We start from the raw sequence: 25955 nt of genomic DNA, 5'->3' as shown, positions 1-25955 counted from the left end.
ACAGGGTTTCGGCTTGACAGGCTCGCAATGTCAAATCAAGTTGTCAGACGACTGTCCTTGTGTCCTTTCGCCACCTGTTTTGAGAACCCTCATGCTGAACTTTGATGAAAAGCGCTTCCTGCGCATCCAGTCCGGTGCTGTATCCCACGCCGGTGGCCTCTATCGCGCGGTCCAGGAATGCATCGAACAGGGTGCAGAGAATCTCTTTTTCTTAGGGACCGGTGGCGCTGCGATCCTGATGATGCCTGCTGCGCAGTTGCTTCAGCGTCAGTCTTCCTTCCCCACATTTCTGGAAATGACAGCCGAGGTGGTGCTGACCGGCCATCGGGCTCTTGGACCGAAATCCATCGTCGTCGTCCCTTCCCTCTCCGGCACCACGAAGGAAAGCGTGGCGGCGATGGAATACTGCAGAACGAAGGGAGCGAAAGTCATCAGCCTCATCGGTCATGCCGAGACCCCCCTGGCCAAGGGCGCTGATTATGCATTCGTGAATTTCGCCGAGGACGATACCTCCTGTGAATCCTTCTATCTCCAATCCCTGATCATTGCTCTTGCGGTCATGAACCTGCACGGCGAATATGCGGATTTCGACGACACCATCCAGGAACTGGTGCGCCTGCCGCATGCTCTCCTCAGCATCAAGAAGGCATACGAGGAGAAGGCGGAGCGCGTTGCAGAAGAGATCAAGAGCGAGCCATATCACATCGTGACGGGCGCAGGTTCAACATGGCCCGAGGCATTCTATTACGGCATGTGCATCCTCGAAGAGATGCAGTGGATCCGCACACGCCCGGTTCACTCCTCGGACTTCTTCCACGGCACGCTGGAACTCGTGGAAAAAGGTGTCAGCGTTCTTCTGTTCAAGGGTGAAGATGCAGCTCGCCCTCTCGTCGAGCGCGTCGAACGCTTCCTGCCCGAGTATACGGACAAAGTCCGTGTCTTCGATACAGTGGAGTTTGAGCTCCCCGGCATTTCCGACAAGGTTCGCACCTTGATCTCACCCGTGATCCTTGCCACCATCTTCGAGCGGATCAGCGCACACTTGGAAGTAAAGCGCAATCATCCGCTGTCCACGCGCCGCTATTACAAGCGCGTCGCCTATTGAGACAGAAGCGAAGAGCGCCGCAGCGAGGGGAAACAGAATGAACTTCTTTGAGTTTGCGGCGGTTGGAGACAACTGCATCGATCGATTCCTGCCCCCTATCGGCCTTTCGCTGATCGGGGGCAATGCAGTCAATGTTGCCGTGCAGCTCAGCAGGCGCGGCCTCAGGACAGGATACTTTGGTGCGGTCGGCTCCGATGAGGCTGGTCGCCGTATGCTGGGATGCTTCAAGGACAATGGTCTTTACACCGATCATGTCCAGATCCGACCAGGAGCGACCGCCTACACCAACATAGAAGTGAACGAGGCGGGGGAACGAACCTTTGTCCTCGAGGAGTTCGGGGTATGCAAAGGCTATCGTCCAAGCGATCTTGATCTGCAGGTTCTGTTGAAGATGCGCCATGTCCATATCGGATGGCTCGATGATGGCGGGGCTCTCCGCCGCACCCTCAAAGCTGCCGGTGTCAGCGTCTCGCAGGATGTTTCCGTCAACACCGATACGCAGCATCTCGGAATCGAGGGGCTTGACTGCGTGTTCGCTTCGGCTGGCGAGGATCACGCTGAGGCAGAACAAATCCTGAGCACCCTCCTCGCGGGCGGCGCAAGGATTGCCGTCGTTACCTGTGGCTCCCGCGGCAGCATGGCCTCAGATGGTACACAGGTTGCAGCAGCGGGGATCCGCCCCGTGGAAATCGTCGATACGACAGGCGCCGGCGACAGTTTCATCGCCGGATTCATATCAAGTTATTCGCGAGGAGATGATCTACAGACCTGTTTGGAGATCGGGCGCGACACAGCCGCCGAAACCTGCCGCCACGTCGGCGGCTTTCCTCAGCCTGTGCTCCCGCTCGCCGCATGATGTTGCTGGACTTCTTTGGGAGATGACCTGATCTGGGCGCTTCCACACCCCAGTGCGATCCTATCCCAAAACAGTCGCACAAACTTCATTAGGCGGCATAGCGTCTGACTGCTATCCCTTCCCGGCAACGATGGGGTCCCCGATGGCGAAAACAGATAAAGATCAGCTCCAGAAACGCTCAGAGCTCATAGCAAAGGCCGTGAAACGTGGGGAAAAACTTGAGCGAACCTTGACCAAGCTCGTGGCGTATTCTGACCCTGGGTCGGCTGCGGAGAGCTTTCTGAAATCTGTCCAGGAGGGCCTCGAGGCGATCCGCAAAGGCGCCAAGTCCAAGGGCGCAAAGCCAGCCATCAAGAGAACGTCCGACGAGAGCGCAAAGAAGCCTACAAAACGGAAAAGTGCTTCTAAGAAGCCTGTGTTGGCGGAAGCAGTCCCTCCAACTGACACAAACGTTTCAGAGTGACAAAGAAGTTAAATTAACGTGGCGCTCCTGAACCTTAGGAATTCTGCATGCCCTTGTGTGGGGCTCGGGCAGCCTTGAACTGAGCGGAACATTTCATCCTGCGTGGATGTTGCGGTTGGCGAAGAGAGACCTTTCAATTCGCCCACCCATATCTGCGGACAGGTTATTCCTATGGCTGAAGATCGTTCTCTTGCCGTCGTGACGGGAGCCTCCACAGGGATCGGCTATGAACTGGCGAAATGTTGCGCAGAGAATGGCTTCGATCTTGTCATTGCGGCCGATGAATCACGGATCAACGAGGCCGCAGACGACTTCCGAAAATTTGGCGCCAAGGTTGAGGCTGTCGAGGCGGATCTCGCCACCATGGATGGCGTCGACAAACTTTATCAAGCAATAGGGGCGTTTAACCGTCCTGTTGAAGCGCTTCTGGCCAATGCAGGTCGAGGGCTGGGCAAGGCTTTCCTCGATCAAGACTTCAATGACATCCGAGATGTGATCGACACGAACATCACTGGCACTCTGTATCTCATTCAGAAGGTAGGTCGGGATATGCGATCCCGCAATTCGGGACGTATCCTGATTACAGGCTCGATCGCCGGTTTCATGCCAGGCAGTTTTCAGGCTGCCTACAATGGCAGCAAGGCCTTTCTGGACTCCTTCTCGTTTGCCCTGCGCATTGAACTCAAGGATACCAATATCACCGTTACATGCCTTATGCCCGGAGCAACAGAAACTGAGTTCTTCGAAAGAGCCGACATGCTGGACACCCAGGTGGGGCAGTCCAAGAAGGATGATCCCGCAGAGGTCGCCAGAGCTGGCTTCGACGCCATGATGAAGGGCCAAGGCGACGTGGTGACCGGCTGGAAGAATAAGCTCATGAGTGCCATTGCCTCGGTGACACCAGCAGGCCTAGTGGCCGAACAGCATCGAAAAATGGCCGAGCCCGGCTCGGGAGAAAAGAGCAAGCCATGACCAAATCATACAAGGCTGGCGACAAAGTATCATGGGACTCGTCTGGCGGGCACAGCACAGGCAAAGTCGTCAAGAAACAGACCAGCCCTACACAGATCAAGGGACACAAGGTTGCGCCCTCGAAAGACAATCCGCAGTTCATCGTGAAGAGCGATAAATCCGGCAAAGTCGCAGCCCACAAGCCGAGTGAGCTCAAGAAGCCATAAATCAGACAAGCGATACAATCGAGCATCATAAAGAGCAGAGCGAGAGTTTTCGGTTTCGCTGACGCGCTCGACCTCATCGGCTGTCAACCTCCAAATGGCCATGAGCCCAACTCTCCGACTTCATTGACAACTGCTTACTGAACAGTAGGAATAATACTGCGCGCAAGGTGATCCGAGTCGAAGATCGCTGCGCCAGATTTCAATGCGGCGCCGTGCGAGGAACTCTCTTTATCAATCGGGGTCACAGCGCACGATAGCTGAGCTTCGGCCCTATGGATGCTCACCCGCGCTCGGCACCGCAAAACCGACCAAGCGGTTGTACCCTGTGGAGATAGCATGAACCAGCCCCTTCATTTCCCATCGGCTGTCGAATTTCCGAAAGCGGGTATCAAACGGGCGGCCGTCATCGGCGCGGGATCCATGGGTTCAGGCATTGCCGCGCAATTTGCCAATGCCGGCATACTCGTCGATCTGCTGGACATTCGAGGCGAGGCTTCATCGCCGAATGCCCCGGCCGAAGCAGGCATTGCCAGACAACTGAGGGCGAATGGGTTCATGCATCCCGACGCTGCCAAGCTCGTAAGGCCAGGCAATATCGATGACGATCTTCAGCGGCTTTCGGAGGTCGATTGGATTGTCGAAGCTGTCATTGAAAAACTCGATATCAAGCGAGATCTTTATCGCAGGATCGCCAGCATCAAGAAAGCCGGAGCGATCCTTTCCTCCAATACATCCACCATACCCCGCGCGGATCTGATCGCTGAGTTGGACTCTTCATTCGCAGGTGAATTTCTGATCACACATTTCTTCAACCCGCCCCGCATCATGCGGCTTGTCGAGATCGTCAGCTCTCCTGAAAACTCACCTGAACTGGTAGCTCGCGCAAAAACGGGTTCGGAGTGGATCCTCGGAAAAACCGTTGTCGACTGCCACGACACTCCCGGCTTCATCGCCAACCGCATCGGCTGCTATTGGTTGGCTGTGGCTGCCTTGGAAGCAAAGAGCCTAGGTCTCACCATCGAGGAAGCGGACATGGTCATGGCCGCTCTGGGCGTGCCGAGGACCGGCGCTTTCGGGTTACTTGACCTTATCGGGATTGATCTCATTCCCCACGTATGGGGCAGCCTCATGACCGCTCTGCCCGCTTCCGACGACATTCATACCTACGACCTCCCCTCTGACCGTACGGTTCAAGGAATGATTGCGGCCGGGCAATTGGGACGCAAAGCGAAGAGTGGCTTCTATCGGGTCAATGCTGACAAATCGCGCGATGTTCTCGATCTCTCCTCCGGGCTTTACCGGACGGAGCAGCGGGTCGACATGGCAGCTCTCCCTGGAAAGGGCAAAGATCTTTCAGCCCTCCTACAATCCGAGGATCGGCTTGGCGTCTATGCTTGGCGCGTGCTGTCCCGTCTCATTGTCTATGCCGCTGAAGTGGGGCCGGAAGTTGCCAATGATGTTGCCGCCATCGATACGGCCATGGAACTTGGCTACGCTTGGCGTGAAGGCCCATTCAAGCTCGCCGAGCGCTGCGGGTTGGAGAACATCGTTGAACGCCTGAAGCAAGATGGCATCGGTGCGCCGCCTCTCCTCACTTCAGCGACCCAGGCCGGCGGCTTCTATGACAAAGCCACAGGACTCGCACTTCGGACCGACGGCACAAGGGCACAGGCGTCAGGAAAGAGTGACGTTCTCACGCTGAGCGCCGTCAAAAGGAAGCGTCCAAGGATCATGGGGAACGAAGGAGCCTCGCTTTGGGATGCGGGCGACGGCATCGCATGCCTTGAGTCCCATACAAAAATGAACAGTTTGACGCCGGCCGTTTTCGACGCTTTGGAGCAAAGTCTCGCCAAATGCGCATCCGATTTCAGAGCGCTTGTCATCGTCAACGATGATCAGCGTGCCTTCTCCGCCGGTGCTGACCTGTCTTACTTCGTCGACCTCGTGCGCAAAGAGGATTGGTCTGGCCTATCGGCCTTTCTCGTTCGCGGCCAGCAACTGTTCCTGCAGATGAAGTATGCGCCCTTCCCTGTCGTCGCAGGAGTCGCCGGGCTTACGCTAGGAGGCGGCTGCGAGTTGATGCTCCATTGCGATGGCATCGTCGCACATGCGGAATTGGCGGCAGGCCTTCCAGAAACCAAGGTGGGCATTGTGCCAGGCTGGGGCGGATGTACCCAGCTTCTATTGCGGGCGCAGGAGCGCCTCGGGAATGAAGCCGATCCCGCCGCTACATCTCAGCTGGCGTTCGATACGATCCTCGCCGGCCATCCATCGTCTTCAGCGCTCGATGCATGGGACAAGGGCTTGCTGCGCTCGCAGGACGAAATTGTCATGAACCGCGCCCACCTCTTTGATGTGACTGTTCAGCGGGCGGCATCTCTAGCCAGTTCCGGATACAGCATTCCGCAGCGCGCCAGAGTCGTACTCGCTGGTTCGGATGGCAAGCAGGCTCTCATGGGGCCCGCCGAAAAGCGGAAAGAGGAACTCGGCCTCTCGGCAACGGATATGAGACTTGCCGAAACGCTGGCGTCCGTTCTTACAGGAGCAGGGCTCTCAAAAAATGAAGTCTCTGAGGAAGATATGATGGCGCTGGAGCGGGATGCCGTAATTGCACTCGCGAAAATGCCAGAAACGCGGGAGCGCATCGAGCATATGCTCTCGACCGGCAAGCCCCTGCGTAACTGAGGCCTATCACCATTCAAGAAGCCGAGGATGGCGGTGCTCCGGCTTCCTCTTCCATGCTCTGTCCTCGATACCCGCCAGGCTTGCTGAGCGCGGGATAGAGGCGTGCAATCTCACCCATGAGGAACTTAGCAGGCACATCGAAGAAAGTGCCGTGATTGACGATGTAATCCATGAAGGCTCGCCCCTCTCCGTCGAAAGACTGGAACAGGGCATCGCTCGTTCCGTCAAACACAAGCGGCTCGACACCCAACTTGGCGCACAGGCTTACATTGAAGGTTGGGGTCGCTTTCAACCAGCGGCCGGGAAGATGAACTTCGACATAGCCGTGATAGGCGAATACATCGGTACCGACAGCTTCCAGCAGGCGTGGCGTCGAGAGATGATTGCGCACATCGGACAACCCGATCCGCGCCGGAATTTCAACTGATCGGCACAGCGCGGCATAAAGAGCGGCCTTGCCCACGCAGTACCCATACCCGGCGGCAAAAACGCTGCTGGCCCGGAAGCTCTCGCCGTCAGTATAGTCCACATACGGATCGTAGCGAACACCATCGCGTACGGCTTCGTAGAGTACCCTCGCCCGCTCTGCGTCCGATGTAATTCCAGCAGTCAGCTCCTCAGCCCGTCGCCGGATCGCGGGATGATCGCTGTCGATGTATTCCGCGGGACTGAGATAAAGGCGCTGCTCGGTCGCATTCATGGGGCTGGTTCTTCCACTTGGCAGCCAGTCAGGAAGGCCGCCCGACTGATTTCCGGGATTGCTTGGGTGATACGGCCGCGTTAGCCGCTGCGAGCTTTACCCCTGCTTTTCCGTTGGTCTTGCGCTTTGTCTGATTGGCACCACCGATGCCGTTGATGAGCAGATCGATCATCTCATCCGCAAGCTTCTCCGGATTGAGCGGCCCGCGCGGATCATACCAGCGCGCGATCCAGCTCAGTGCACCAGCAGCAGCGAAGGCTGCCATCTTCGGATCACATGGCCTGATGGAGCCGTCCTCGATCCCCTCGGTGATGACAGAGCGAAAGCGCTTGTCGATCCGTCCTTTGAGAGCGCGCAGCTCCTTGCGGGTCCCCGGCGGCAATGGATCTTCGCCTACGAGGATCAGGCAGCGCCCGAAATCCTCCGTTACGATCTGCACATAGACACGCCACAGGGCGATCATCTTGCTGAGGCCGGTGGCATCGGTCCCTTCAATCTGGGATGAGGCATCCTCCAGCATCTCGAGGCCGATACGGACACACTCGAAGAGAATCTGATCCTTGTTCTTGACGTAGTAATAGATCGTCGGCTTCGTGACGTTCAGGCGCTCGGCCACATCATCGAGGGATGTCTTGTGAAAGCCGTTCTCGTTGAAAGCCTGAGCGGCGGCGCGCAGCACGGCATCACGCTTGACTTCGCGCTCCTTCTGCCGATCTGCGGGCTTTTTCCACGGAGATGCCGTCATGGGGTTCCTATTGCTAAGGGTTTATGAGAGCCTGCCCATGTAACGGCCTGTCGTTGGGTCGTCCAGGGCAGGCTTAACCCGCTTGGTTTCTCAAACCCTCTCGATAGCCAGTGCGATGCCCTGGCCGCCACCGATACACATGGTGACCAAGCCGTAGCGCCCACCTGATCTGGCGAGTTCATAAGCCGTTTTCACCGTCAGAATCGTGCCCGTAGCCCCGACCGGATGGCCAAGAGCGATAGCGCCACCGTTCGGATTGACCCGATCGGGATCGAAGCCCAGCTCATTCGCGACAGCGCAGGCCTGAGCGGCGAAAGCCTCGTTCGACTCGATGACATCGAAGTCACTGATCTTCATGCCTGTCTTCTTCAACAGATTGCGCACTGCTGGGACAGGGCCGATTCCCATCTCGCCCGGCTCCACGCCCGCATGGGCATAACCGACGATCCGAGCCAGCGCTTTCCGCCCCTCGCGCTCTGCGCGACCTTCTTCCATCAACACGACGGCAGCCGCGCCATCGTTGATGCCTGAGGAATTGCCGGCAGTAACCGTGCCATCCTTGCGGAAGACGGGACGGAGAGAAGATAGGTTCTCGCGGCTGGTGTCGGGCTTGAGGTGCTCATCCGTGTCGAATGAGATCGTCTCCCGGCCTTTCTTGACCTCGATGGGAAGGATTTGATCTTTGAAGCGACCTTCATTGACCGCCTTCGCAGCTCGGCGCTGGCTTTCTGCCGCATAGGAATCCTGGTTGTCGCGGGAGATCTGCCACTTGGACGCGACATTCTCCGCTGTAATGCCCATGATGCCGTTACCGAAAGGATCGGTGAGGATCCCGGTCAGATGATCGACAACGAGAGCATCACCCATCCGCTGCCCGAAGCGCCCTGTATGCAGCAGATGGGGCGAACGGCTCATCGCCTCGGCGCCGCCGGCCACGGCTACCTCTGCGTCGCCCAGCATGATGGACTGCGCGGCCGACACGATGGACTGCACGCCACTGCCGCACAGACGATTCACGGTCATGGCAGGCACCTCAATGGGAATGCCGCCTTCTATAGCGGCCACCCGGCCCAGATAGGCATCCTTCGGTTCGGTAACGATCACGTTACCGAAGACGACATGGTCGACATCCGCGCCCTCGAGACCGGCTCGCTTCAGTGCCTCGGTGACGCAGAGCGCCCCGAGTTGGGTTGGCGAGTGATTGGACAACGTGCCGCCGAACGTGCCGATGGCCGTCCTGACTCCTGATGCAATGACGACGCTGCGTGCCATCTCATAAAACTCCTTGAATTCAAATTATCTCATTCCGCGGCGACGGCAGGCGCTTCTCTATAAAGCCCTTCGATCTCAGCAGCATATTTTTTATAGATGTTGGCACGACGCACCTTCATGGTGGCGGTGACTTCATCGTCGTCATGATCCAGCTCCTTCGTGAGGAGATGAAACTTTTTAATCTGCGCGACCGGGGCCAATTGTCTATTGGCCCGCTCGACCTCGCCATCGATCAGCTCGCGCACGCGCCGGTTCTCAGCAAGGCTCCGATAATTCGTGAATGGAACCCGGTTCTCTTCAGCCCATTTGCCGACAGTTTCCGCATCGATTTGGATCAGAGCCGCCGGATACCGCCGGCTCTCTGCGATCACGATGCATTCCTTGATAAAGGCGCTGCTCTTGACCGTGTTCTCGATCTCCGACGGGCTGAGGTTTTTGCCGCCGGCAGTAATCATGATATCCTTGAGGCGGTCGACGATCTTGACCTGACCGGCTTCGATCTTGGCGACGTCGCCCGTGTGCAGCCACCCATCCCGGATTGAAGCGCGGGTGGATTCCTCGTTGCGGTAGTAACCTTCAAAAACCATTTCACCGCGGACGAGCAGCTCACCATCCGGTCCAATATCGACCTCGGCACCATGAACCGCAGGACCGACAGCGCCGCGCAGAAGAGCGTTGAGACGCTGTCCGGTGACCATGCCAGAGGTTTCCGTCAAGCCATATACTTCAATGAGCGGCACCCCGAGCGTGCGAAAGAAGCGTACGATGAGAGGCGAGATGGGCGCAGCCCCCGTGAGAGCTACCTGGGTTTGCCGAAGGCCGATAAAGTTCTGCAACGCGCGAAAGACCAGAAGATAGCAGACCCCGAACACGAGCTTCTCACGCAAGCTGCGGTCGGCAGGTGCTTTCTCCGCGAAGGGTTCGCAAAGAGAAACAGCCTTCTCATACATCCTGCGCCGGAAGCCTTTGGCTTCGATCATCTTGATATGGATGGCGGAGTGCAGTTTCTCCCAAATGCGGGGCACACCCAGGAACAGGGTTGGAGCGACCTCGCGCAGGTCCTCCTGAACCGTGCGGATGGACTCGCCGAAGCTCACACATGAACCTGCCTGCAATGGCGCCATCACGGTCAGCATCTGCTCCGCCACATGGCATAAGGGAAGATAGGAAAGATTGGTAGTATCCTGCGTGTAACCAAGGCGCTCGATCACCCCGATGCCCTGTGCGCGCATATTGCGATAACTGAGCATCGCCCCCTTGGGCTTTCCCGTCGAGCCGGAGGTGTAGACCATCAGGCCGATATCGCTGAGGCTCTGCTCTGCCAGGAATGTGTCGACAAGTTCAGGATGCTCTCTCTCATAGGCCGCGCCCTTTTCGATCACTTCTGAGAAGGTCGAAAGCCTGTCGCTCTCGTAATGGCGCAATCCTTTCGGGTCGATCACGATGATGCGCCTGAGCTTTGGCAACTCCTCGAGGCATTCGAGCACCTTGTCGGTCTGCTCTTGGTCCTCGCAGACCACAACCTCAGCTTCTGAATGGCCGAGGACATATGCAACCTCGTTGGCCGGGCTGGTAGCGTAGACGCCGATGCTGACGGCATTCACGAGGCCTGCGCCAAGCTGCGCAATCACCCATTCGGCACGGTTCTCAGAGAGAATGGCCACGTGACCTCGCGGCTGCAAACCGGAGGCCAGCATACCTAAGCCGAAGTGCCTGGCCCTCGCATAATATTCAGCCCATGTGATTGGCTGCCAGATTCCAAAATCTTTCTGCCTTAATGCAATGCGCTCAGGCATGCGCAGGGCGTTATCCCGCAGAAGCTGCGGAACGGTCATGCTGTCGCGATTGAGAGCTTGCAGCATCGTGGTCCTCATGACAGCCAGCGCTTGCGGCGCTTGTAATGCTTCACATCCCGGTAGCTCTTGTGAGCGCCGCCTCCGCCAAGGCCAAGGTAGAATTCCTGAACGTCCTGATCCTTGACGAGCCGCTCCACAGGGCCATCGATCACCACCTTGCCCATTTCCATGATGTAGCCATAGCTCGCCACCGAGAAGGCAACGGCAGCATTCTGCTCTACAAGCAGCATGGAGACACCCTGCTCCCGGTTGATCCGTGCGATGATGGTGAAGATCTCTTCCACGAGCTTTGGCGACAGGCCCAGCGATGGTTCGTCGAGAAGGATGAGCTTGGGCTTCGAAATCAGCGCACGGCCGATAGCCAGCATCTGCTGCTCGCCGCCGGACAGATAGCCGGCCAGCCCCTTGCGGCGCTCATAAAGGCGCGGGAAATAGGAGTAGACAAGATCGAAGGGCGTGATCGGCAGGCCGCGCCCGGAGAGCGAGAAGGTAGCGGCGGTGAGGTTCTCCTCCACCGTGAGGTCCTCGAAGATGCGGCGGCCTTCCATCACATGAAAGAGCCCGCGCCGCACAAGACCGTGCGGCGTGAGCGTTGCAAGATCCGTTCCATCGAATTCGATCTGGCCTGCGGTGACAGCACCGTCCTCCAGTTCGAGAAGATTGGAAACGGCCTTCAGCGTCGTGGACTTTCCCGCCCCGTTAGAGCCCAGAAGGGCAACGATCTCGCCCTTCGGAACCCGCAGGGACAAGCCGCGGAGAACCTGGATCGTCCGGTTATAGACGACCTCTACATTGTTGATGTTCAGTAGGATCTCCGCGTCCATGAGCCTTACTTTCCGAGCTGGATCCAATCGGAGGCCGGGAGCATCTGCTTCTGTTTCGCGTCGAAGCGATAGATGCGGCCGACCGGCAGGGAGTTGCCAGGAATGGAGACGGGAACACCGACGATGCCGCCCGTATCGAAGTCCTTGATGGTGTTGAGCGAGGCCTTCATGTTGGTACCCGTCAATTCCTTACCTGCATCGAGCGTGCGCTTTACAGCCTCCGTCATGAGCATGGCAGTCAGGAAGCCCTGCATGTAGGCGGTCGACTGGTACTCGGGACGCATCTGCCGGATCTTGTCCAGCATCGGCGACGTACCTTCCTTGTCGTAGTAGTAGCGGTAGGGCATCACGCCCATGAAGCCGTCAGCAGCTTCGCCCATCTGCTGCACCATGGAATTGTCCATGGACCAGAAGGTGCCCATGAAGCGGCTCTGCATGCCCATCTGCTTGGCCTGCTGGATGAATTCCGGAATCGGCGCGAGCACGTAGCCGTGGAAGATGGTGTAGTCAGGACGCGCACGGCGCAGCTTCAGCACTTCGGTGGACACGTCCACGCTGCCCGGGGGCGTCACGATCTTCTCAGCCACTTTCAGACCGAGTTCGGTCGCCAGCTTCTCGCTGGGAGCGATGGGGTCGCGGCCGAATTCCGTGTCGGAATAAACGAATGCGACGCTGGCGCCCGGCTTTTCCTTGGCGATGTAGCGCATGAGAATGCCGAACATCTCCGTGTAGTCGGGACCCGGCAGAAACTGCAGCGGGAACTTCTTCGGATCGTTCAGTTCCGACGCGAAGGATGCGCCTGCCATGATCATCGTGCCCTTGCGCTCGAGCTCGGGATTGATCGTTTTCGCAAAGCCAGTGGAATCGCCGTAGTAGAGCGTGACCTTGTTCTGGCTGGTGATCTTGTTGAAGGCGGCGACCGATGCATCGACCTTGTAGCCTGTGTCCTCGGCCACGTACCTGATTTTCCGCCCCTTGATGCCGCCCTCATCGTTGACGAGCTTCAGGTAATCCTGAATGCCTGCGTGAATGCCAACGCCTGCGAAAGCGAAGACGCCGGTCAGCGGAATCGATCCACCGAGAACGATCTCGTCCTGAGCTTGCGCCCGGGCTTCGACAGCACCGAGAGCGAGCCCGGCCATCGCCGCTCCTATGAGGCTTCTCCGTGATAGTGTGAGCTTCATGATTTCCTCCGGATAGTCTTTATGTTCTGAAGGGCCAAAGATGGAAGAAACGTCGGATCCGTTGCCAGATTTCGGCAAGGCCCTGTGGTTCGAAGATGAGGAACCCGACGATCAGAGCACCGAACACGATGGTTCGGATAGGAGCGAGCAGGCTGAGCGCATCCGGCACCCAAGGGGTGAGCCAGCCGACCACTAGCTTTAGAACCTCCGGCACCAGGGTCATGAACGTTGCACCAAGAATGCCGCCCAGGATGGTGCCCATGCCGCCGACGATGATGGCCGCAAGATAGAAGATCGAGTTGATGAGGGGAAAGCTCTCCGGCGTGACGACGCGGAAGAAATAGGCCCACATCCCGCCTGCGACCCCGGCATAGAACGACGAGAGCGCAAAGCTCGTCAGCTTCGTCTGAAGCAGCGGGATTCCAAGCACCTCCGCCGAGATATCCCTGTCACGGATGGCAATGAAGGCGCGTCCGATCCGGGTGCGAAAGAGGTTCGCTGCGCCGAGGACCATGAGGGCGGTCACCGGGATGATAAGCCAGTAGAGCTTGTGGGGTTGATCGAGCGCAAGACCGAAAAGACTTGCCGGCGGCATGGAAAGGCCACGCGTTCCGCCGGTGAGATCCCAATGGGAAAACACGAAGTGCAGGATCATCGAGGCGGCGATGGTGGCAATCGCAAGATACAGCCCTTTTACGCGAAGGCTCGGGATGCCGAACACGACGCCGACCGCAGCGGTCATGCCACCTGCCGCCAGCAGGTTGATGATGAAGGGTGTGCCAACGCGGGTTTCGAGCACTGCGACGGTATACGCGCCTACCCCCATGAACGCCGCCTGCCCCAGGCTGACGAGGCCTGTATAGCCGGTAAGGATATTGAGGCCTGTAGCGCTCGCCACGTTGATGGCGACGAGACAGGCCATGTAAATCCAGTATGGCCCTGCCACGAAAGGAAACAGGATGAGAGATAGGCCAAGAAGCGCAAGACAGATCCACTGCACCTTCGTGTCGAACAGTGCTTCGTCAGCGGCATAAGAGAGCTTAAGAGTTCCTATGCGCATCAGAGCCTCTCGATCTCATGGGTGCCGAAAATTCCGTAAGGCCTGATCATCAGGATCAGGATCAGCAGGCTGAACGTGGCAAGCAGTTTGTATTCACCACCGAGAAAGCTGCCCGCAAGCGCCTCGACCAATCCGATGAGCAACCCCCCAACCAACGCGCCTGCCACGGAGTCGAGACCGCCGACGATGACTACGACGAGCACTGACAATCCGAATATGCCCATGGTCGGCGAGATGCCGCCGATGGCACCGACGATCACGCCGGCCCCGGCTGCGGTGGCGCAGGCCGCCATCCAGGAAAGAGAGAAGACGCGTCCCACATCGATGCCCATGGAATAGGCCGCCCCTTGGTCCCGCGCCGTTGCACGCAGTGCGACGCCACCGCGTGAGAAGCGTAATGCAGCCAAAGCTCCTGCGATCAAGAGAGCGGCGACAAGCGCCCCGTACGCCACTTTCGGAGCAACGTAGGCTTCGCCTAGAAAGATCGGCGTATTGGGGATGAACTCGGGCAGACGCAACGGGTCTGCTCCCCAACCAAGTTCGACGAGGCCGGCGAGGATGGAGCCCAGGCCGATGGTTACCATGAAGACCGAGATCGGGCTTTCACCGAGCATCGGGCGGATCAGGGCGCGCTCGACCACGGCACCAAGGCCTGCGCCTGCCAGAATCGTCAATGGTATGGCGGCCCAGACGGAAAGCCCCGCTCCTGCCACGAGCCCGAAGAACACATAGCCGCCGAGCATGAGGATCTCGCCGATGGCAAGGTTGACCACGCGGGTAGCCTTGTAGATGAGCACGAAGGCGACACCGGTGAGCGCATAAAGAGCGCCTGCGCCAAGGCCCGCCAGAGAGACTTCGAAAATGTAGAGCCAGTCCATCATGCCGCCTCCGTCTTGCGGATGCGCTCCGCGAGGTCACCCGAGCCGAGATAGGCGCTGATCACGGCCGGATCATTCTGCACCTCGGCAGGACGGCCCTGCGCGATCACCTGACCGAAATTGAGCACGACGACGTGATCAGAGATATCCATGACCATGCCCATGTCGTGCTCCACCATCAGGATGGTGATGCCCCACTCTTCCTTCACGTCCAGAATGAAACGGGCCATGTCCTCCGTCTCTTCGCGGTTCATGCCAGCCACAGGTTCGTCGAGCATGAGAATGCGAGGACGCATGGCGAGCGCGCGGGCCAGTTCTACGCGCTTCTGCAAGCCATAAGGCAGCGCCCCTACGGATGCATGACGGATATGCTGGATCTCGAGGAAGTCGATGATGCGCTCCTCCACCTCAGCACGGAGTTCCATTTCTTCGCGATGCGCCCTTCCCCTGTAAAAGAGCGCGTCCAGCACGTTGGTCTTGAGATGGGCATGGCGGCCGAGCTTGATGTTGTCGAGAACCGTCATGCCACGGAAGAGAGCAATGTTCTGAAATGTTCTGGCCAGTCCCCTTTTCGCCCTTGAAGGCGGCCGCTCCCGGCTGATGTCCTCGCCATCGAAGATGATGCGGCCCGTGTTCGGCCGGTAGAAGCCCGAGATGGCGTTGAACATGGACGTCTTGCCAGCACCATTGGGCCCGATGAGCGCGGTGATGGAACCTTCCCGCACCTCGAAAGAGACGCCGGACAACGCACGCAAGCCGCCGAACGATAGCGAGAGCGCATCAACTTTAAGGATCGGAGAGGCGGTCTCGCGCGAGGAACGTTTGAGGCCGTCTGACATACGCTAATGTCCCTTGAAGTGAGCAGGAGCTTTATTGAGGAAGGCGGAGACGCCTTCCCTGAAATCGTGGGTTCTCGACAGGTCTTTGAAGGCCTGATGCTCAGCCTCAAGCTGAGATTCCAGATTTCTCTCGAAGGACGAGGTCAGCAGATCGCGGATGCGCTGATAGGCTGCGGACGGGCCCGATGCGAGACGCGCAGCAAGGTCCGCGCATTCTTTGTCGAGATCGGCAGCCGGAACCACCTTGTTGATTATCCCGACCCTGAAGGCTTCCGCCGCATCGATGGTGTCGGCCAGGAGCGCAAGCTCCTTCGCCTTTCTCAGACCAACGATACGAGGAAGCTGATAGGTGGCGGAACCATCGGGACATACGCCGATGCGGGCATACGCGAGCGTGAACCTGGCATTGTCAGCGGCAATGGCAAAATCGCAAGCGAGCGCAAGGCTGAAGCCTGCGCCAGCCGCCGCCCCTTGAACGGCGGCGATGGATGGTTGCGGCAAGCTGGCGAGAAGCCGCAGCGCTTCATGAAACGGCGCAATGATCTCGTCGATTGCGGTCTCTGGATCGCCTTGCCCGAACCGGGCAACGTCGCCGCCGGCGCAGAAGGCCCGCCCCTCTCCACGAAGCACGATCGCCCTCACATCCGTATGTTCTGCAATTCTCTTGAGGCTATTCAGGAAAGCTCTCGCCGTCTCGGCGTCGATGGCGTTCAGCACCGACGGACGGTTGAGCGTGATCGTCGCGACAGCATCGGCGACGGACAAGGTGATCGAGTCGGAACTCTGCACCACCAGCATCTCCTCCCATAGGATATGTCGGCCTGTTGCCGACTTTGATCCATGGCCGGATATGCTTCTTGATGGCATTCTCGGCTTCTAATATCCGCCGCTGTTAGGCGGCTTACTCCGAAATCGTATTCTTACTCCGGAGTAGAAGTCAACACACCCCAGCCTTGTTCGAAAGGCGGTAAACGCAACTCAATACCAATGCCGCTCCAACGCATACGCCAATGCTTGACGGAAGAGAAAAGAGAGGCTTACTTTTTGGTCATAGATCTACTTCTTGGTAGAACTACGCGATTGGAGAAGGAAGGTGCAGCAGATGAACGGTACCTGCGCTTCAGTTAGACCGGCGGCATCCTTTTCCCGCGGAAGTCATTCGTTGACTTCCGTCTAAAATCCTTCCGCCCTCACGAAAGGCACGTCCATGAACTATCGATCATCCTGGATGACGGCGGAACTGGACATCTTCCGAGAGACCTTCCGCCGTTATCTTTCCTCCACTCTGTCTCCTCAAGCCCACAAGTGGCGCAATGACAAGATGATCGACAGAGAAGCCTGGCTCGCACTTGGTGAAATAGGCGCGCTCTGTCCTGACATGCCGGAGGAGTATGGCGGTCTTGGCGGCACATTCGCTCATGTTGCAGCCGTGATCGAAGACCTCGAATTCGAGCTCCCCGAAATGGCGTTGCCTGTAGCCGTGCACAACGCCATCGTAGCGCAATACATCATGCATTTCGGCTCGCACGCACAAAAGCAGCGCTGGCTGCCTGGATTAGCCACCGGACAATCCATTGGCGCAATTGCGATGACCGAACCGGGAGGCGGATCTGATTTGCGCTCGTTACGCACTAGAGCCAGTCGCAAGGGAAGCGCTTATCTGTTGAACGGGTCGAAGACGTTCATCACGAATGGCCAGGTGGCCGACATCATCATCGTTGCAGCCCAAACCGCCCCAGACCAAGGCGCAAAGGGTATTTCGCTGCTCGTGCTGGAGGCCGACGGCAGCGATGGCTTCCGTCGTGGACGGAACCTGGACAAGATTGGCATGCATGCCTCGGACACTTCCGAACTGTTCTTCGACGACGCTCTGGTTCCTGCCGAGAACCTCCTTGGCGGCGAAGAAGGCCGTGGTCTCTATCAGATGATGGAGTTGCTTCCGAAAGAGCGCCTTGCCATTGCGGTGTCCGCCGTGGCCTCAATTGAACGGATGGTTGAGGTAACGACGGATTACGTCAAGGACCGCAAGGCTTTCGGCAAGCCCGTTCTGGAGTTTCAGAACACGGCGTTTGCTTTGGCTGAACGGAAGAGCGAAGCGCTGATCGGCCGCGTGTTTCTCGATTGGTGCATCGAGCGAGCGATCAAGGGCGAACTCGATCAGGTCACGGCGTCAATCGCCAAGTACTGGACAACGGATAAGCAGTTCGAAACCGCCGACAAGTGCCTGCAACTCCATGGTGGCTATGGCTACATGGACGAGTTTGAAATCGCCCGGCGTTTCGTCGACGCTCGCGTCCAACGCATCTACGGTGGCACGAACGAGATCATGAAGGTGCTGATTGCACGCTCGCTTTGACGCCTGAAACGGGCAGGTTTCCTCGGCCCTAGAGCGCCTGATCCCTACTCTCCCGGACTAAGCCTTCCGGGCTCCAGGCACATGGCTAACCCCCGTTCTACATCGGTTTTTCACGAGCGCCGAGGCGAAGACATTCGAGCACGTCCACGTAACTCGGCCCACCACCGACCTGTGTCTCCGCAATGCACCGTTCTCGAAGCGAGGACGAGAATTGCGCCCAATTGGCTTCGATCTCCGACTTGGCGCCGTTTTCGTCTGTTATGCATTGCTGCACGGTCTGAGCCTGCGAGCTTCCCATAGCCTTGATGGAAGCTTCACAAATCTGAGCTGTATTGAAATTCGGGAGCCGGTCGGCGACAGGGACCGAGAGCAGGCTCAACAAGGAAAGAACCGGCGGAGCAATAAACATCAGATCGTCCTTTCCGTAAAAGGCATGCTCTGAGTGTACGCCGTACCAATAATCCTATCCTGCCACCTGCTACCTCAATATTCAATAGAAAGAGGGATCGACGGCCCATCAATAACGGCCACAGCTATCCGTAATGACAGCCGATGACCCCATGCCGGTTCATCGGCAGCCTGTCAGGTCAGCTTCATAGCACGAGCCTGCGACATATGCCGGATGCCTCGCATGATCGCGCTCACGAGCGGAATGCTCCACAACAGCAGGACGAAGACACCCAAGGTTCCGGCGACCGGGCGCTCAAAGAACGCGAGCAGGCTGCCATCCGCGATGGTCATGGAGGTCAGGAAGTTCTGCTCCAGCAGCGGCCCCAGAACGATGCCCAGGATGATGGGAGCAATGGGAATCCCCGCCCCCGACAGGACAAACGCGAGCACCCCAGACACCAGCATCACGCCGATATCGAAGACCGTATTGTTGATGGCAAATGACCCGACAACGCAAAAGATGAGGATTACGGCCATCAGCTGCGGGCGCGGAACGCTGAGGATCTTGCTGGCTGCGCGGATCGCGAGCCACCCGAATGGCAGCAGCGCGATATTGGCGATAAGAAAGATCAGGAAAACGGCATAGAGCATGGCTCCTTGGGTCTCGAACAAACGCGGACCCGGATTGACGCCCTTCATGAACAGAACGCCGACAGCGATGGCTGTGACGGCGTCTCCGGGCACACCGAACACAAGCGCCGGAACCCACGCACCGCTCAAGCCTCCATTGTTCGCAGCGCCAGCCTCAATGACACCTTCCGGATGTCCTGTGCCGAATTTCTGGGGTTCCTTGGAGAAGCGCCGAGCGGTCGCGTAGGTGATCCAGGCCGCGATATCGCCGCCTGCGCCCGGCAGGACGCCGATCAGGGTTCCGATAATCGACCCGCGAGCCACATTCTTGCGATACTTAAAGATGAGAGGAAGGATGCCGTGAAAGATTCCGGTGATCTTCTGAGGCTTTGCAAAACGTTGCCGGGCTGTTCCGTTCAACAGGCTATTGAGTAGCTCCGAGATGGCGAACATGCCGATCATGATGGGGACGAAGCTCACGCCGCCCATGAGCTGAACGGATCCGAATGTGAAACGCGGCGAACCGCTGATCACATCCATGCCTACTGTCGCGATCAAAAGACCAATGAACAGGGACAGCAATCCGGCGACGAAGCCGGTCGAACTGACAAGCGCCGCGCAGGACAAGCCAATGCAGGCCAGCCAGAAGTATTCGAAGCTCGAGAAGTTCATTGCGACACGCGCGAGCGATGGCGCCGCGAACATCAGAACGATGGCGCCGAAAAGGCCGCCGATCACCGAAGAGACGAGGCTCGAACCCAGCGCCTGCGCGCCAAGCCCCCTCTTCGTCATCATGAATGTCTCGTCCGTATAGGCTGCTGACGCAGGCGTGCCGGGAATACGCAGCAGACAGCCTGGAATATCACCTGCGGTAATCGCCATGGCCGTACATGCGACGATGGCGGCAATCGCGGACAAAGGATCCATGAAGAACGTCAGCGGCACGAGAAGCGCTGTCGCCATCGTGGCTGTCAGGCCGGGGATGGCGCCGACAAAGAGGCCGAAGATGGAAGCCAGCAGGACGGTGATGATGACCTGCGGATCCGCAATGAGCTTGATGGCCTCGACGAGCGTTTCCATGTTTGTCTCACAGACCCAAAGGAGCAAGTAAACCGGCGGGAAGAGGAACCATCAGAATTTTGATGAAGATCGCATAGACCATGATGGTGCACCCAACCGCGACAAGTGCGGCGTTCCAGAACCGAACACCCAGCAGGATCATGAAGATCGTCAGAACGATCGACATCAGGAGGACAAAGCCGACACTCTCCCAGAGAGCGATCGTTGCAACGAGCCCGATGACGAGAGACGCGAGCGCTCCATAGAACGGGCGCTCCGGAGCGGTCTCCTCCATCTCATCTGGCGCAATCCCCTCGCCTTCCAGCTGGATGACGGGTTGCGCCGGATGCCTCGCGCTCATGGCATAGATCGCACCGAAAACAAGCAGTCCGATGCCGATCACGGCTGGGAAAAAACCCGGCCCATAGGTCTGGCCGGGAATGGCGGGAAGGCGCATCGCTTCCGCGATGACGCCCACGCCCAGGAGAGACAGGATCGCACCTGTCAAGAACGGAGCTTTTCTCATATCAGATAGCTTCCGCCTGCCTTTTATTTCGCGAGACCGGCAGCCTTGATGGCAGTTCCAAAACGCTCGTCGGCATCAGCAAGGAATGTCGCGAACTTCTGCGCGTCTGCGTAATCCATGCCGAACTTTCGGGCGGACATGAAGGACTTGAATTCCGGTTTTTCGACGACTTTGGCCATAGCCTCCGACAGGCGCTTGGCAACATCGGCCGGCAGATCCTTCGGGCCTGCGATGCCGCGCCAGGATGACAGGTACCAGTCAACCCCGGCAGCTTCCTTGACGGTGGGCACATTCGGGAATGTCGGATCACGCTCAGCGCGCATGATCGCAAGAGTCTTCACCTCTCCCGCATCAACCATCGACTGCACCTCAGGAAGCGTCGTTCCGACGACTGCAATCGCATTTGACGTGAGAAGCTGGAGCGCCGGCGTAATGCCGTCCGTCGGGACCCATGGAATAGTGTCGACGGGCATTTGCGATGCATTCAGAAGACCCGCCATCGCCAGATGGGGCGCGCCGCCGCGATTGGCGCCCGAGGCCTTCAGAGAGCCGGGCTTTTCCTTGGCCTTAGCAAGCAGCTCCTTCAGATCCTTGGCCCCATCGGGACGCACGTTGATGCTCTGAGCATCCGTGTTGTAAAGGGCAATCGGCGTGTAGTTCTTGTAATCGAGCGGCGAAGTCCCGAGCCAATGATAAAGGGAAAGCTCCGTGGTGATGACGCCGAGAGTGTAGCCGTCCGGCTTTGCATTGGCGATCTCAGTATGGCCCACAATGCCGCCCCCGCCTGTCCGATTGACGACGTTGACCGGCTTTCCGAGCTCCTGCTCGAGAAGCGTCGCAACGGTACGGGCGGTAGCGTCCGTGCCGCCGCCTGCAGCCCAGGGCACAATCAGCGTGATGGGACGCTCGGGATATTGCGCCAGTGCGGGGGTGCTTACGGCAAGCACCGCAGCCGCGGCAAGAACAAGGCGGCGGGTAAGCTTCATGGGATCCTCCAGTGACATCGTTCGCATTGCCACCTCTGGTGGAAGCGACCTCTTGAGTTGTTTCTGTTGGCCCGATGCGCACGTTCATAGCGCTGGCCGTCCAACGACACGTCAGCGCCTTCTTTTCGGATCGCCGTTCCGTATTTCGGACCAAGGAAGTAAATCGCTCCGGAGCGACCTTGTCAATTCCGCAACGTAATCCCCAGCAGCAACTCAGCCATGACTTTCGGATGAGATTACTTCAGATTGGGAGCGATAAAGTTTCGCAGCTCGGGGGTTTGCGGATTTGCGAACACATCCTCCGAGGCGCCCTGCTCCCAGATCTTACCTTTGTGCATGAAGACGGTACGGTCCGCGACCTGCCGTGCGAAACCCATTTCGTGCGTCACCAGCACCATCGTCATGCCGGCATCGGCGAGTTCTTCCATCGTCTTCAGAACCTCGCCTGTCAGTTCGGGGTCGAGAGCGGATGTCACCTCATCGAAGAGCATAACCTTCGGCTGCATGGCAAGCGACCGGGCTATGGCAACGCGCTGCTGCTGTCCGCCCGAGAGCTCATCGGCATATGCCCCGCTCTTCTCGGCCAGACCGACGCGACGCAGCACCTCGTGTGCAATCTCCTCAGCCTCCTCGCGGTCGACGCCTTTCACAACCTTCGGCGCGAGCGTAACATTCTCCAGCACAGTGAGGTGCGGGAAGAGATTGTAGCTCTGGAAGACCATGCCGACTTCCTTGCGAAGGCTGCGCAGGTCGCCACCCTGAGGACCGATGCGGTGCCCTGCCACCTCGATCGAGCCTGACTGAATCTTCTCCAAGCCGTTGATGCAACGAAGCATCGTGCTCTTGCCGGATCCGCTGCGCCCGATAACCGCCACCACCTCGCTCTGCGCGATATCAAGGGACACGCCGTCGAGGACCAGGAGCGAGCCGAAATATTTCTTGATCTCATTAATGTGCAGGGCGGACATTGCGGATCCCCTTCAAACGCTCGCTTAGGAAGGACAACGGATAACAGATGGCGAAATAGATCGCGGCAACTGTCAGGAATACATGGAAAGGCTGGAACGTCATGTTGTTGAGCAATTGCCCAGCGCGGGTGAGCTCGACGAAACCGATCAGCGCCACGACTGATGTGTTCTTGACGATCTGCACCATGAAGCCAACGGTCGGGCCAAGGGAGATCTTGAAAGCCTGAGGAAGAATGACGTAGCGCAGCTGCTGTGCCCGCGTCAGGGCGAGAGCATCCGCCGCCTCCCATTGCTGGCGCGGAATGGCTTCAATACAACCGCGCCAGATGTCGGCCAGGAAGGCTGTCGTATAAACCGCCAGGGAGAGACCCGCCGCCATCATGGGCGGGAAGTGAAGTCCCACAAAGCTCAGACCGTAGAACGTCAGAAAGACGATGATGAGCAGCGGCGTTGCCTGCACGAGCTGAATGAAACCGGCGATGACAACTCGCACGGGCTTCGGCCCCAAAGTCCTCAGCAACGCGAAGACCAGGGCAAAGAATCCACCGATCACGAAGGTCATGAGCGAGAGGAGCAGAGTCCATCCGGCCCCGCGGATCAGAAACTCGACGCTATCCCAACCGAATGACTTGATCATGCGCCAGCCCTCGAAACTTCGGTGACGTCAGCAATGAGCGACGGCTTCGGCGGCGCCTTGCGCCGGAACAGCCACAACCCGATGAGCCAGTAGATGAACCTGAACGTGAAGGTCATCGCGATATAGATCACGGCAATGCACAGGAACGTCTCAAGGCTGCGGAATGTCGTCGACTCGATCCTCGCTCCTGCCGCGGTGAGTTCGGTAGCGGAGATCGCAGACGCAATGGAGCTGCCGAGCAATGTCAGCGTGAGCTGCCCTGTGAGCGCAGGATAGATGATACGCAGCGCAGGAACGATCACCACGTAGCGTACGACCTGTAGGCGCGACATGCCGAGCGCGAGACCGGCTTCAATCTGTGTCCTGGGAATAGCCTGTAATCCGGCGCGCAGGATTTCCGTGGAATAGGCGCCGAGGTTCAGGGCGATGGCGATGATCGCCGCTGCATTGGCCGATAACCGCACGCCGATATAGGGCAGCCCGAAGAAGATGAGGAAGAGCTGCACGAGCAGCGGGGTGTTGCGAAACAGCTCGACATAAACGCCGACGGCGCGGCCAAGCCAGCGCGGTCCTTCCGTACGACCGACAGCTCCCACGACACCGATTGCAAGCCCCGCGACGATAGCCTGGCCCGAAAGGATCAAAGTATTAAGCGCCCCTTCTGCAAGTTGGGGCGCCAGCGCCATCACGGGCGCAAAATTCATTTGATATGCCATTCAATCGGCTCACGTTGGTCGTATGGAACGCCGGACAGAGAACGGTTGGCAACCGTGAGAATGCCCTGGAGGGCAGCGCGTCACGGGAGGTTTCCCGTGACGCGTAATGATCAGAACGTGGGGAGCTTGCCGCCCGGGATCGGAATGCCGACCCATTTCTGGTGCAGAGCGCCTAGAGAACCGGTGACTTCGCTGTAGTAGATGTAGTTGTTGAGCCAACGGTGCAGTTCCGTGGCGTTCTTGCGGACGGCCATGGACCAATAGAGCGTGAAGATCGGAACATCCGACTTCACTTCGAAATCCGTCAGGTTGCTCTTCTTGAACACGTCATTGGCAACGGCTGCTACGGCGGCTGTCGCATCGACCTGTCCGGAGATCAGCGCTTGCATCGCAAGAGCATCGTCATCGAAGCGCACAACTTCGAGCCCTTTGACGCCGAAGCCGCTGACAGCCGCATCCTGGGTGCTGCCCTTGGGAACCGAGACGCGCTTCCCGGCGAGATCTTCGAGCTTCTTCAGCGGCATGTCCTTGCGTGCCACGAAGCGCATTTCATAGGCGCCGTAGGGATTGGTCATGAGGAAGGTCTTGGCGCGCTCGGGGGTCGCCGTCATATGGGCGATCAGCATATCGACGCGCCCGGATTCGAGCGCCGCGGCGCGGGAGGCATTATTCACGGGCACGATATCAACTTTAACGCCGAGGTTCTTGCCCACATCGTTAGCCAGGTCGACCAGAAAGCCTGCGGTCTTTCCGCTCGAGTCGACAGTGTCGTACGGCGGAATGCCGGTCAGCACGCCGATCGTTATCTTCCCCTTCTCGGTGATCTCATTCAACGTCTGAGCCTTGGCAGGCACAGCGGCGGCTGTCGCAGCAGCGACTGCAAATGTTGTGGCGAGCGTAACGCCGCGCAGTTTCGAGAACCAGTTCACGATCTTCCTCCCTACTATTTTCTGACCGCTAAGCCCGGAATAGAGAACTCCGGACCGCATTGCGGAACGCGAAAATAATGCATCCCGCATTTCAGATGTCAATTCCGTTTCGGAAGATGGATGTGAGACTATCCTGTTAGGGACAGGATAAAAGCGCGCAAACGCCTTCTCCGGCATGCAAAACATGCATGCCGTTCTCTTTTGGGATACCCCTTCGAGATGGGCTGTAATCAGATGAAAGGCGAGAGAGCTTGCGCGATTGCGGCTTGCTGGGCTTCGCTGGATGCTGCCATCGGCGAACGGGGGAAGCTGACAGGCACGCCCTGAAGCGACTGAGCCGTTTTGACCTGGGCCGGTAGGTTGGGAGCCGATACGGCCATCCAGACATCCAGCAGTTGTTTATGAAGCAGAGTTGCCTGCTCCCGGTCTCCCGCCTGCACCGCATTCCATAGTGCCACACTTGCCTTCGGCGCGGCGCTGGCGATGGCAGCGATCGAGCCTATGGCGCCCACGTCATAGCAGCTCATGAGTCCACCATCGATGGCGGCGAACACGCGCTCCGCTCCGATCATGCGAACGAGATCGACATAGACACCGAAGTCCTTGTCGCTCTGTTTGACCGCCTGCACCTGCGGCACGGCCTCCATCATCCTGAGCGCTAGAGCCGGCGTCACATTGGTCCAGGGAATCACATTGTAGATGACGAGCGGGAGCTTCGTCGCTTTCGCGACGGCATCATAGAAGGCGATGATTCCGTCATCCGAAGGCCGGAAGATGTAGTGTGGTGGAGCGACCTGTATACCGTGGATGGGAAACTCGGTTACAAGTTTTGCTCTGCTGACCGCGGCCCATGTGCTGTCGGCGATGATACTGGCGAGAACCGGCAGGCGCCCTTTCAGGGTATGTGTCGCCAGTTCGACCAGGCGGCCGAGTTCTGCTTCTGAGAGGGTATAGCCCTCCCCCGTGCTACCGCCCACGACAACGCCGTGGACTCCCTGCTGCTCCATCCATTCGAGCTGCGCGATGTAAGCCCGTTCATCGATGTTCCCCTGCGCGTCGAAAGGCGTCGCGACAGGGGCCAACACACCACGGGGCAGTTGCGAGGCAGACATA

At 58.4% G+C, this 25955-nt stretch carries 26 protein-coding genes; 7 read left to right on the top strand and 19 right to left on the bottom strand.

Going from position 1 to position 25955, the window contains the following annotated elements; translation table 11 throughout:
* Positions 1-91: 91 nt before the first annotated feature.
* The 6 genes from BLP10_RS10380 to BLP10_RS10355 all read left to right on the top strand — a co-directional run bounded on the left by BLP10_RS10380 (position 92) and on the right by BLP10_RS10355 (position 6287).
* Positions 92-1105, top strand: coding sequence for an SIS domain-containing protein (locus BLP10_RS10380; RefSeq protein WP_091134033.1), 1014 nt, complete (start codon positions 92-94; stop codon positions 1103-1105).
* A gap of 37 nt (positions 1106-1142) precedes the next feature.
* Positions 1143-1961: a PfkB family carbohydrate kinase gene (locus BLP10_RS10375; protein ID WP_091134030.1), complete on the top strand. Its 819-nt coding sequence runs from the start codon at positions 1143-1145 to the stop codon at positions 1959-1961.
* 142 nt (positions 1962-2103) lie between these two features.
* On the top strand, positions 2104-2424 hold the full coding sequence (locus tag BLP10_RS10370) for a hypothetical protein (protein WP_091134028.1): 321 nt from the start codon (positions 2104-2106) through the stop codon (positions 2422-2424).
* Positions 2425-2595: 171 nt separating this feature from the next.
* Positions 2596-3396 carry an SDR family NAD(P)-dependent oxidoreductase gene (locus tag BLP10_RS10365; RefSeq protein WP_091134318.1) on the top strand — a complete coding sequence of 267 codons (801 nt, stop codon included), beginning with the start codon at positions 2596-2598 and terminating at the stop codon, positions 3394-3396.
* On the top strand, positions 3393-3602 hold the full coding sequence (locus tag BLP10_RS10360) for a hypervirulence associated TUDOR domain-containing protein (protein WP_091134026.1): 210 nt from the start codon (positions 3393-3395) through the stop codon (positions 3600-3602). The genes BLP10_RS10365 and BLP10_RS10360 overlap by 4 nt, the downstream gene beginning before the upstream one ends.
* 336 nt (positions 3603-3938) lie before the next feature.
* Entirely contained in the window at positions 3939-6287 is a 2349-nt protein-coding gene (locus BLP10_RS10355) for a 3-hydroxyacyl-CoA dehydrogenase/enoyl-CoA hydratase family protein (protein ID WP_091134024.1), read from the top strand.
* A gap of 13 nt (positions 6288-6300) precedes the next feature.
* Here the strand turns inward: BLP10_RS10355 and BLP10_RS10350 are convergent, their stop codons facing one another.
* The 10 genes from BLP10_RS10350 to BLP10_RS10305 all read right to left on the bottom strand — a co-directional run bounded on the left by BLP10_RS10350 (position 6301) and on the right by BLP10_RS10305 (position 16437).
* Positions 6301-6987 carry a transglutaminase-like domain-containing protein gene (locus BLP10_RS10350; protein ID WP_091134023.1) on the bottom strand — a complete coding sequence of 229 codons (687 nt, stop codon included), beginning with the start codon at positions 6985-6987 and terminating at the stop codon, positions 6301-6303.
* Positions 6988-7015: 28 nt separating this feature from the next.
* Positions 7016-7732 (bottom strand): TetR/AcrR family transcriptional regulator, encoded by a 717-nt coding sequence (locus BLP10_RS10345; RefSeq protein WP_091134021.1) that lies wholly within the window; start codon positions 7730-7732, stop codon positions 7016-7018.
* Positions 7733-7822: 90 nt separating this feature from the next.
* Positions 7823-9004: a beta-ketothiolase BktB gene (gene bktB / locus BLP10_RS10340; protein ID WP_091134019.1), complete on the bottom strand. Its 1182-nt coding sequence runs from the start codon at positions 9002-9004 to the stop codon at positions 7823-7825.
* 29 nt (positions 9005-9033) lie between these two features.
* On the bottom strand, positions 9034-10866 hold the full coding sequence (locus BLP10_RS10335) for an AMP-dependent synthetase/ligase (RefSeq protein ID WP_175493864.1): 1833 nt from the start codon (positions 10864-10866) through the stop codon (positions 9034-9036).
* Between the two features lie 8 nt (positions 10867-10874).
* On the bottom strand, positions 10875-11684 hold the full coding sequence (locus tag BLP10_RS10330; RefSeq protein WP_091134018.1) for an ABC transporter ATP-binding protein: 810 nt from the start codon (positions 11682-11684) through the stop codon (positions 10875-10877).
* Between the two features lie 5 nt (positions 11685-11689).
* A complete protein-coding gene (locus BLP10_RS10325) occupies positions 11690-12826 on the bottom strand; it encodes an ABC transporter substrate-binding protein (protein ID WP_244510475.1) in 1137 nt (378 codons plus the stop codon).
* A gap of 61 nt (positions 12827-12887) precedes the next feature.
* Positions 12888-13928: a branched-chain amino acid ABC transporter permease gene (locus BLP10_RS10320; RefSeq protein WP_091134014.1), complete on the bottom strand. Its 1041-nt coding sequence runs from the start codon at positions 13926-13928 to the stop codon at positions 12888-12890.
* Positions 13928-14809 (bottom strand): branched-chain amino acid ABC transporter permease, encoded by an 882-nt coding sequence (locus tag BLP10_RS10315; protein ID WP_091134012.1) that lies wholly within the window; start codon positions 14807-14809, stop codon positions 13928-13930. The genes BLP10_RS10320 and BLP10_RS10315 overlap by 1 nt, the downstream gene beginning before the upstream one ends.
* Complete coding sequence (locus tag BLP10_RS10310) at positions 14806-15645, bottom strand: ABC transporter ATP-binding protein (RefSeq protein WP_091134009.1); 840 nt, start codon at positions 15643-15645, stop codon at positions 14806-14808. The genes BLP10_RS10315 and BLP10_RS10310 overlap by 4 nt, the downstream gene beginning before the upstream one ends.
* A 3-nt stretch (positions 15646-15648) precedes the next feature.
* Positions 15649-16437 carry an enoyl-CoA hydratase/isomerase family protein gene (locus BLP10_RS10305; RefSeq protein ID WP_244510474.1) on the bottom strand — a complete coding sequence of 263 codons (789 nt, stop codon included), beginning with the start codon at positions 16435-16437 and terminating at the stop codon, positions 15649-15651.
* A 415-nt stretch (positions 16438-16852) separates the two neighbouring features.
* On the opposite strand from BLP10_RS10305, the gene BLP10_RS10300 reads away from it, so the two are divergent.
* Positions 16853-18001 carry an acyl-CoA dehydrogenase family protein gene (locus BLP10_RS10300; RefSeq protein WP_091134003.1) on the top strand — a complete coding sequence of 383 codons (1149 nt, stop codon included), beginning with the start codon at positions 16853-16855 and terminating at the stop codon, positions 17999-18001.
* Positions 18002-18098: 97 nt separating this feature from the next.
* Here the strand turns inward: BLP10_RS10300 and BLP10_RS10295 are convergent, their stop codons facing one another.
* From BLP10_RS10295 to BLP10_RS10255, 9 genes are all read right to left on the bottom strand, one after another.
* A complete protein-coding gene (locus BLP10_RS10295) occupies positions 18099-18410 on the bottom strand; it encodes a hypothetical protein (RefSeq protein ID WP_091134001.1) in 312 nt (103 codons plus the stop codon).
* Between the two features lie 173 nt (positions 18411-18583).
* Positions 18584-20101 (bottom strand): tripartite tricarboxylate transporter permease, encoded by a 1518-nt coding sequence (locus BLP10_RS10290; protein WP_091134000.1) that lies wholly within the window; start codon positions 20099-20101, stop codon positions 18584-18586.
* Positions 20102-20108: 7 nt separating this feature from the next.
* The gene (locus BLP10_RS10285) at positions 20109-20588 is read right to left on the bottom strand and encodes a tripartite tricarboxylate transporter TctB family protein (RefSeq protein ID WP_175493863.1); all 480 of its coding nucleotides are present in this window, start codon (positions 20586-20588) and stop codon (positions 20109-20111) included.
* 41 nt (positions 20589-20629) lie between these two features.
* Complete coding sequence (locus BLP10_RS10280; protein WP_091133996.1) at positions 20630-21592, bottom strand: tripartite tricarboxylate transporter substrate binding protein; 963 nt, start codon at positions 21590-21592, stop codon at positions 20630-20632.
* Between the two features lie 236 nt (positions 21593-21828).
* Positions 21829-22560 (bottom strand): amino acid ABC transporter ATP-binding protein, encoded by a 732-nt coding sequence (locus tag BLP10_RS10275; RefSeq protein WP_091133994.1) that lies wholly within the window; start codon positions 22558-22560, stop codon positions 21829-21831.
* Positions 22541-23197, bottom strand: coding sequence for an amino acid ABC transporter permease (locus BLP10_RS10270; RefSeq protein WP_091133992.1), 657 nt, complete (start codon positions 23195-23197; stop codon positions 22541-22543). The genes BLP10_RS10275 and BLP10_RS10270 overlap by 20 nt, the downstream gene beginning before the upstream one ends.
* Complete coding sequence (locus tag BLP10_RS10265) at positions 23194-23901, bottom strand: amino acid ABC transporter permease (protein WP_244510473.1); 708 nt, start codon at positions 23899-23901, stop codon at positions 23194-23196. The genes BLP10_RS10270 and BLP10_RS10265 overlap by 4 nt, the downstream gene beginning before the upstream one ends.
* 122 nt (positions 23902-24023) lie before the next feature.
* Complete coding sequence (locus BLP10_RS10260) at positions 24024-24842, bottom strand: transporter substrate-binding domain-containing protein (protein ID WP_175493862.1); 819 nt, start codon at positions 24840-24842, stop codon at positions 24024-24026.
* Between the two features lie 230 nt (positions 24843-25072).
* A complete protein-coding gene (locus tag BLP10_RS10255) occupies positions 25073-25954 on the bottom strand; it encodes a dihydrodipicolinate synthase family protein (protein WP_091133986.1) in 882 nt (293 codons plus the stop codon).
* Position 25955: the final 1 nt, after the last annotated feature.

The sequence above is a fragment of the Microvirga guangxiensis genome, assembly GCF_900102135.1.
Lineage (GTDB): Bacteria > Pseudomonadota > Alphaproteobacteria > Rhizobiales > Beijerinckiaceae > Microvirga > Microvirga guangxiensis.
This window is presented reverse-complemented; position numbering and strand designations above follow the sequence as displayed.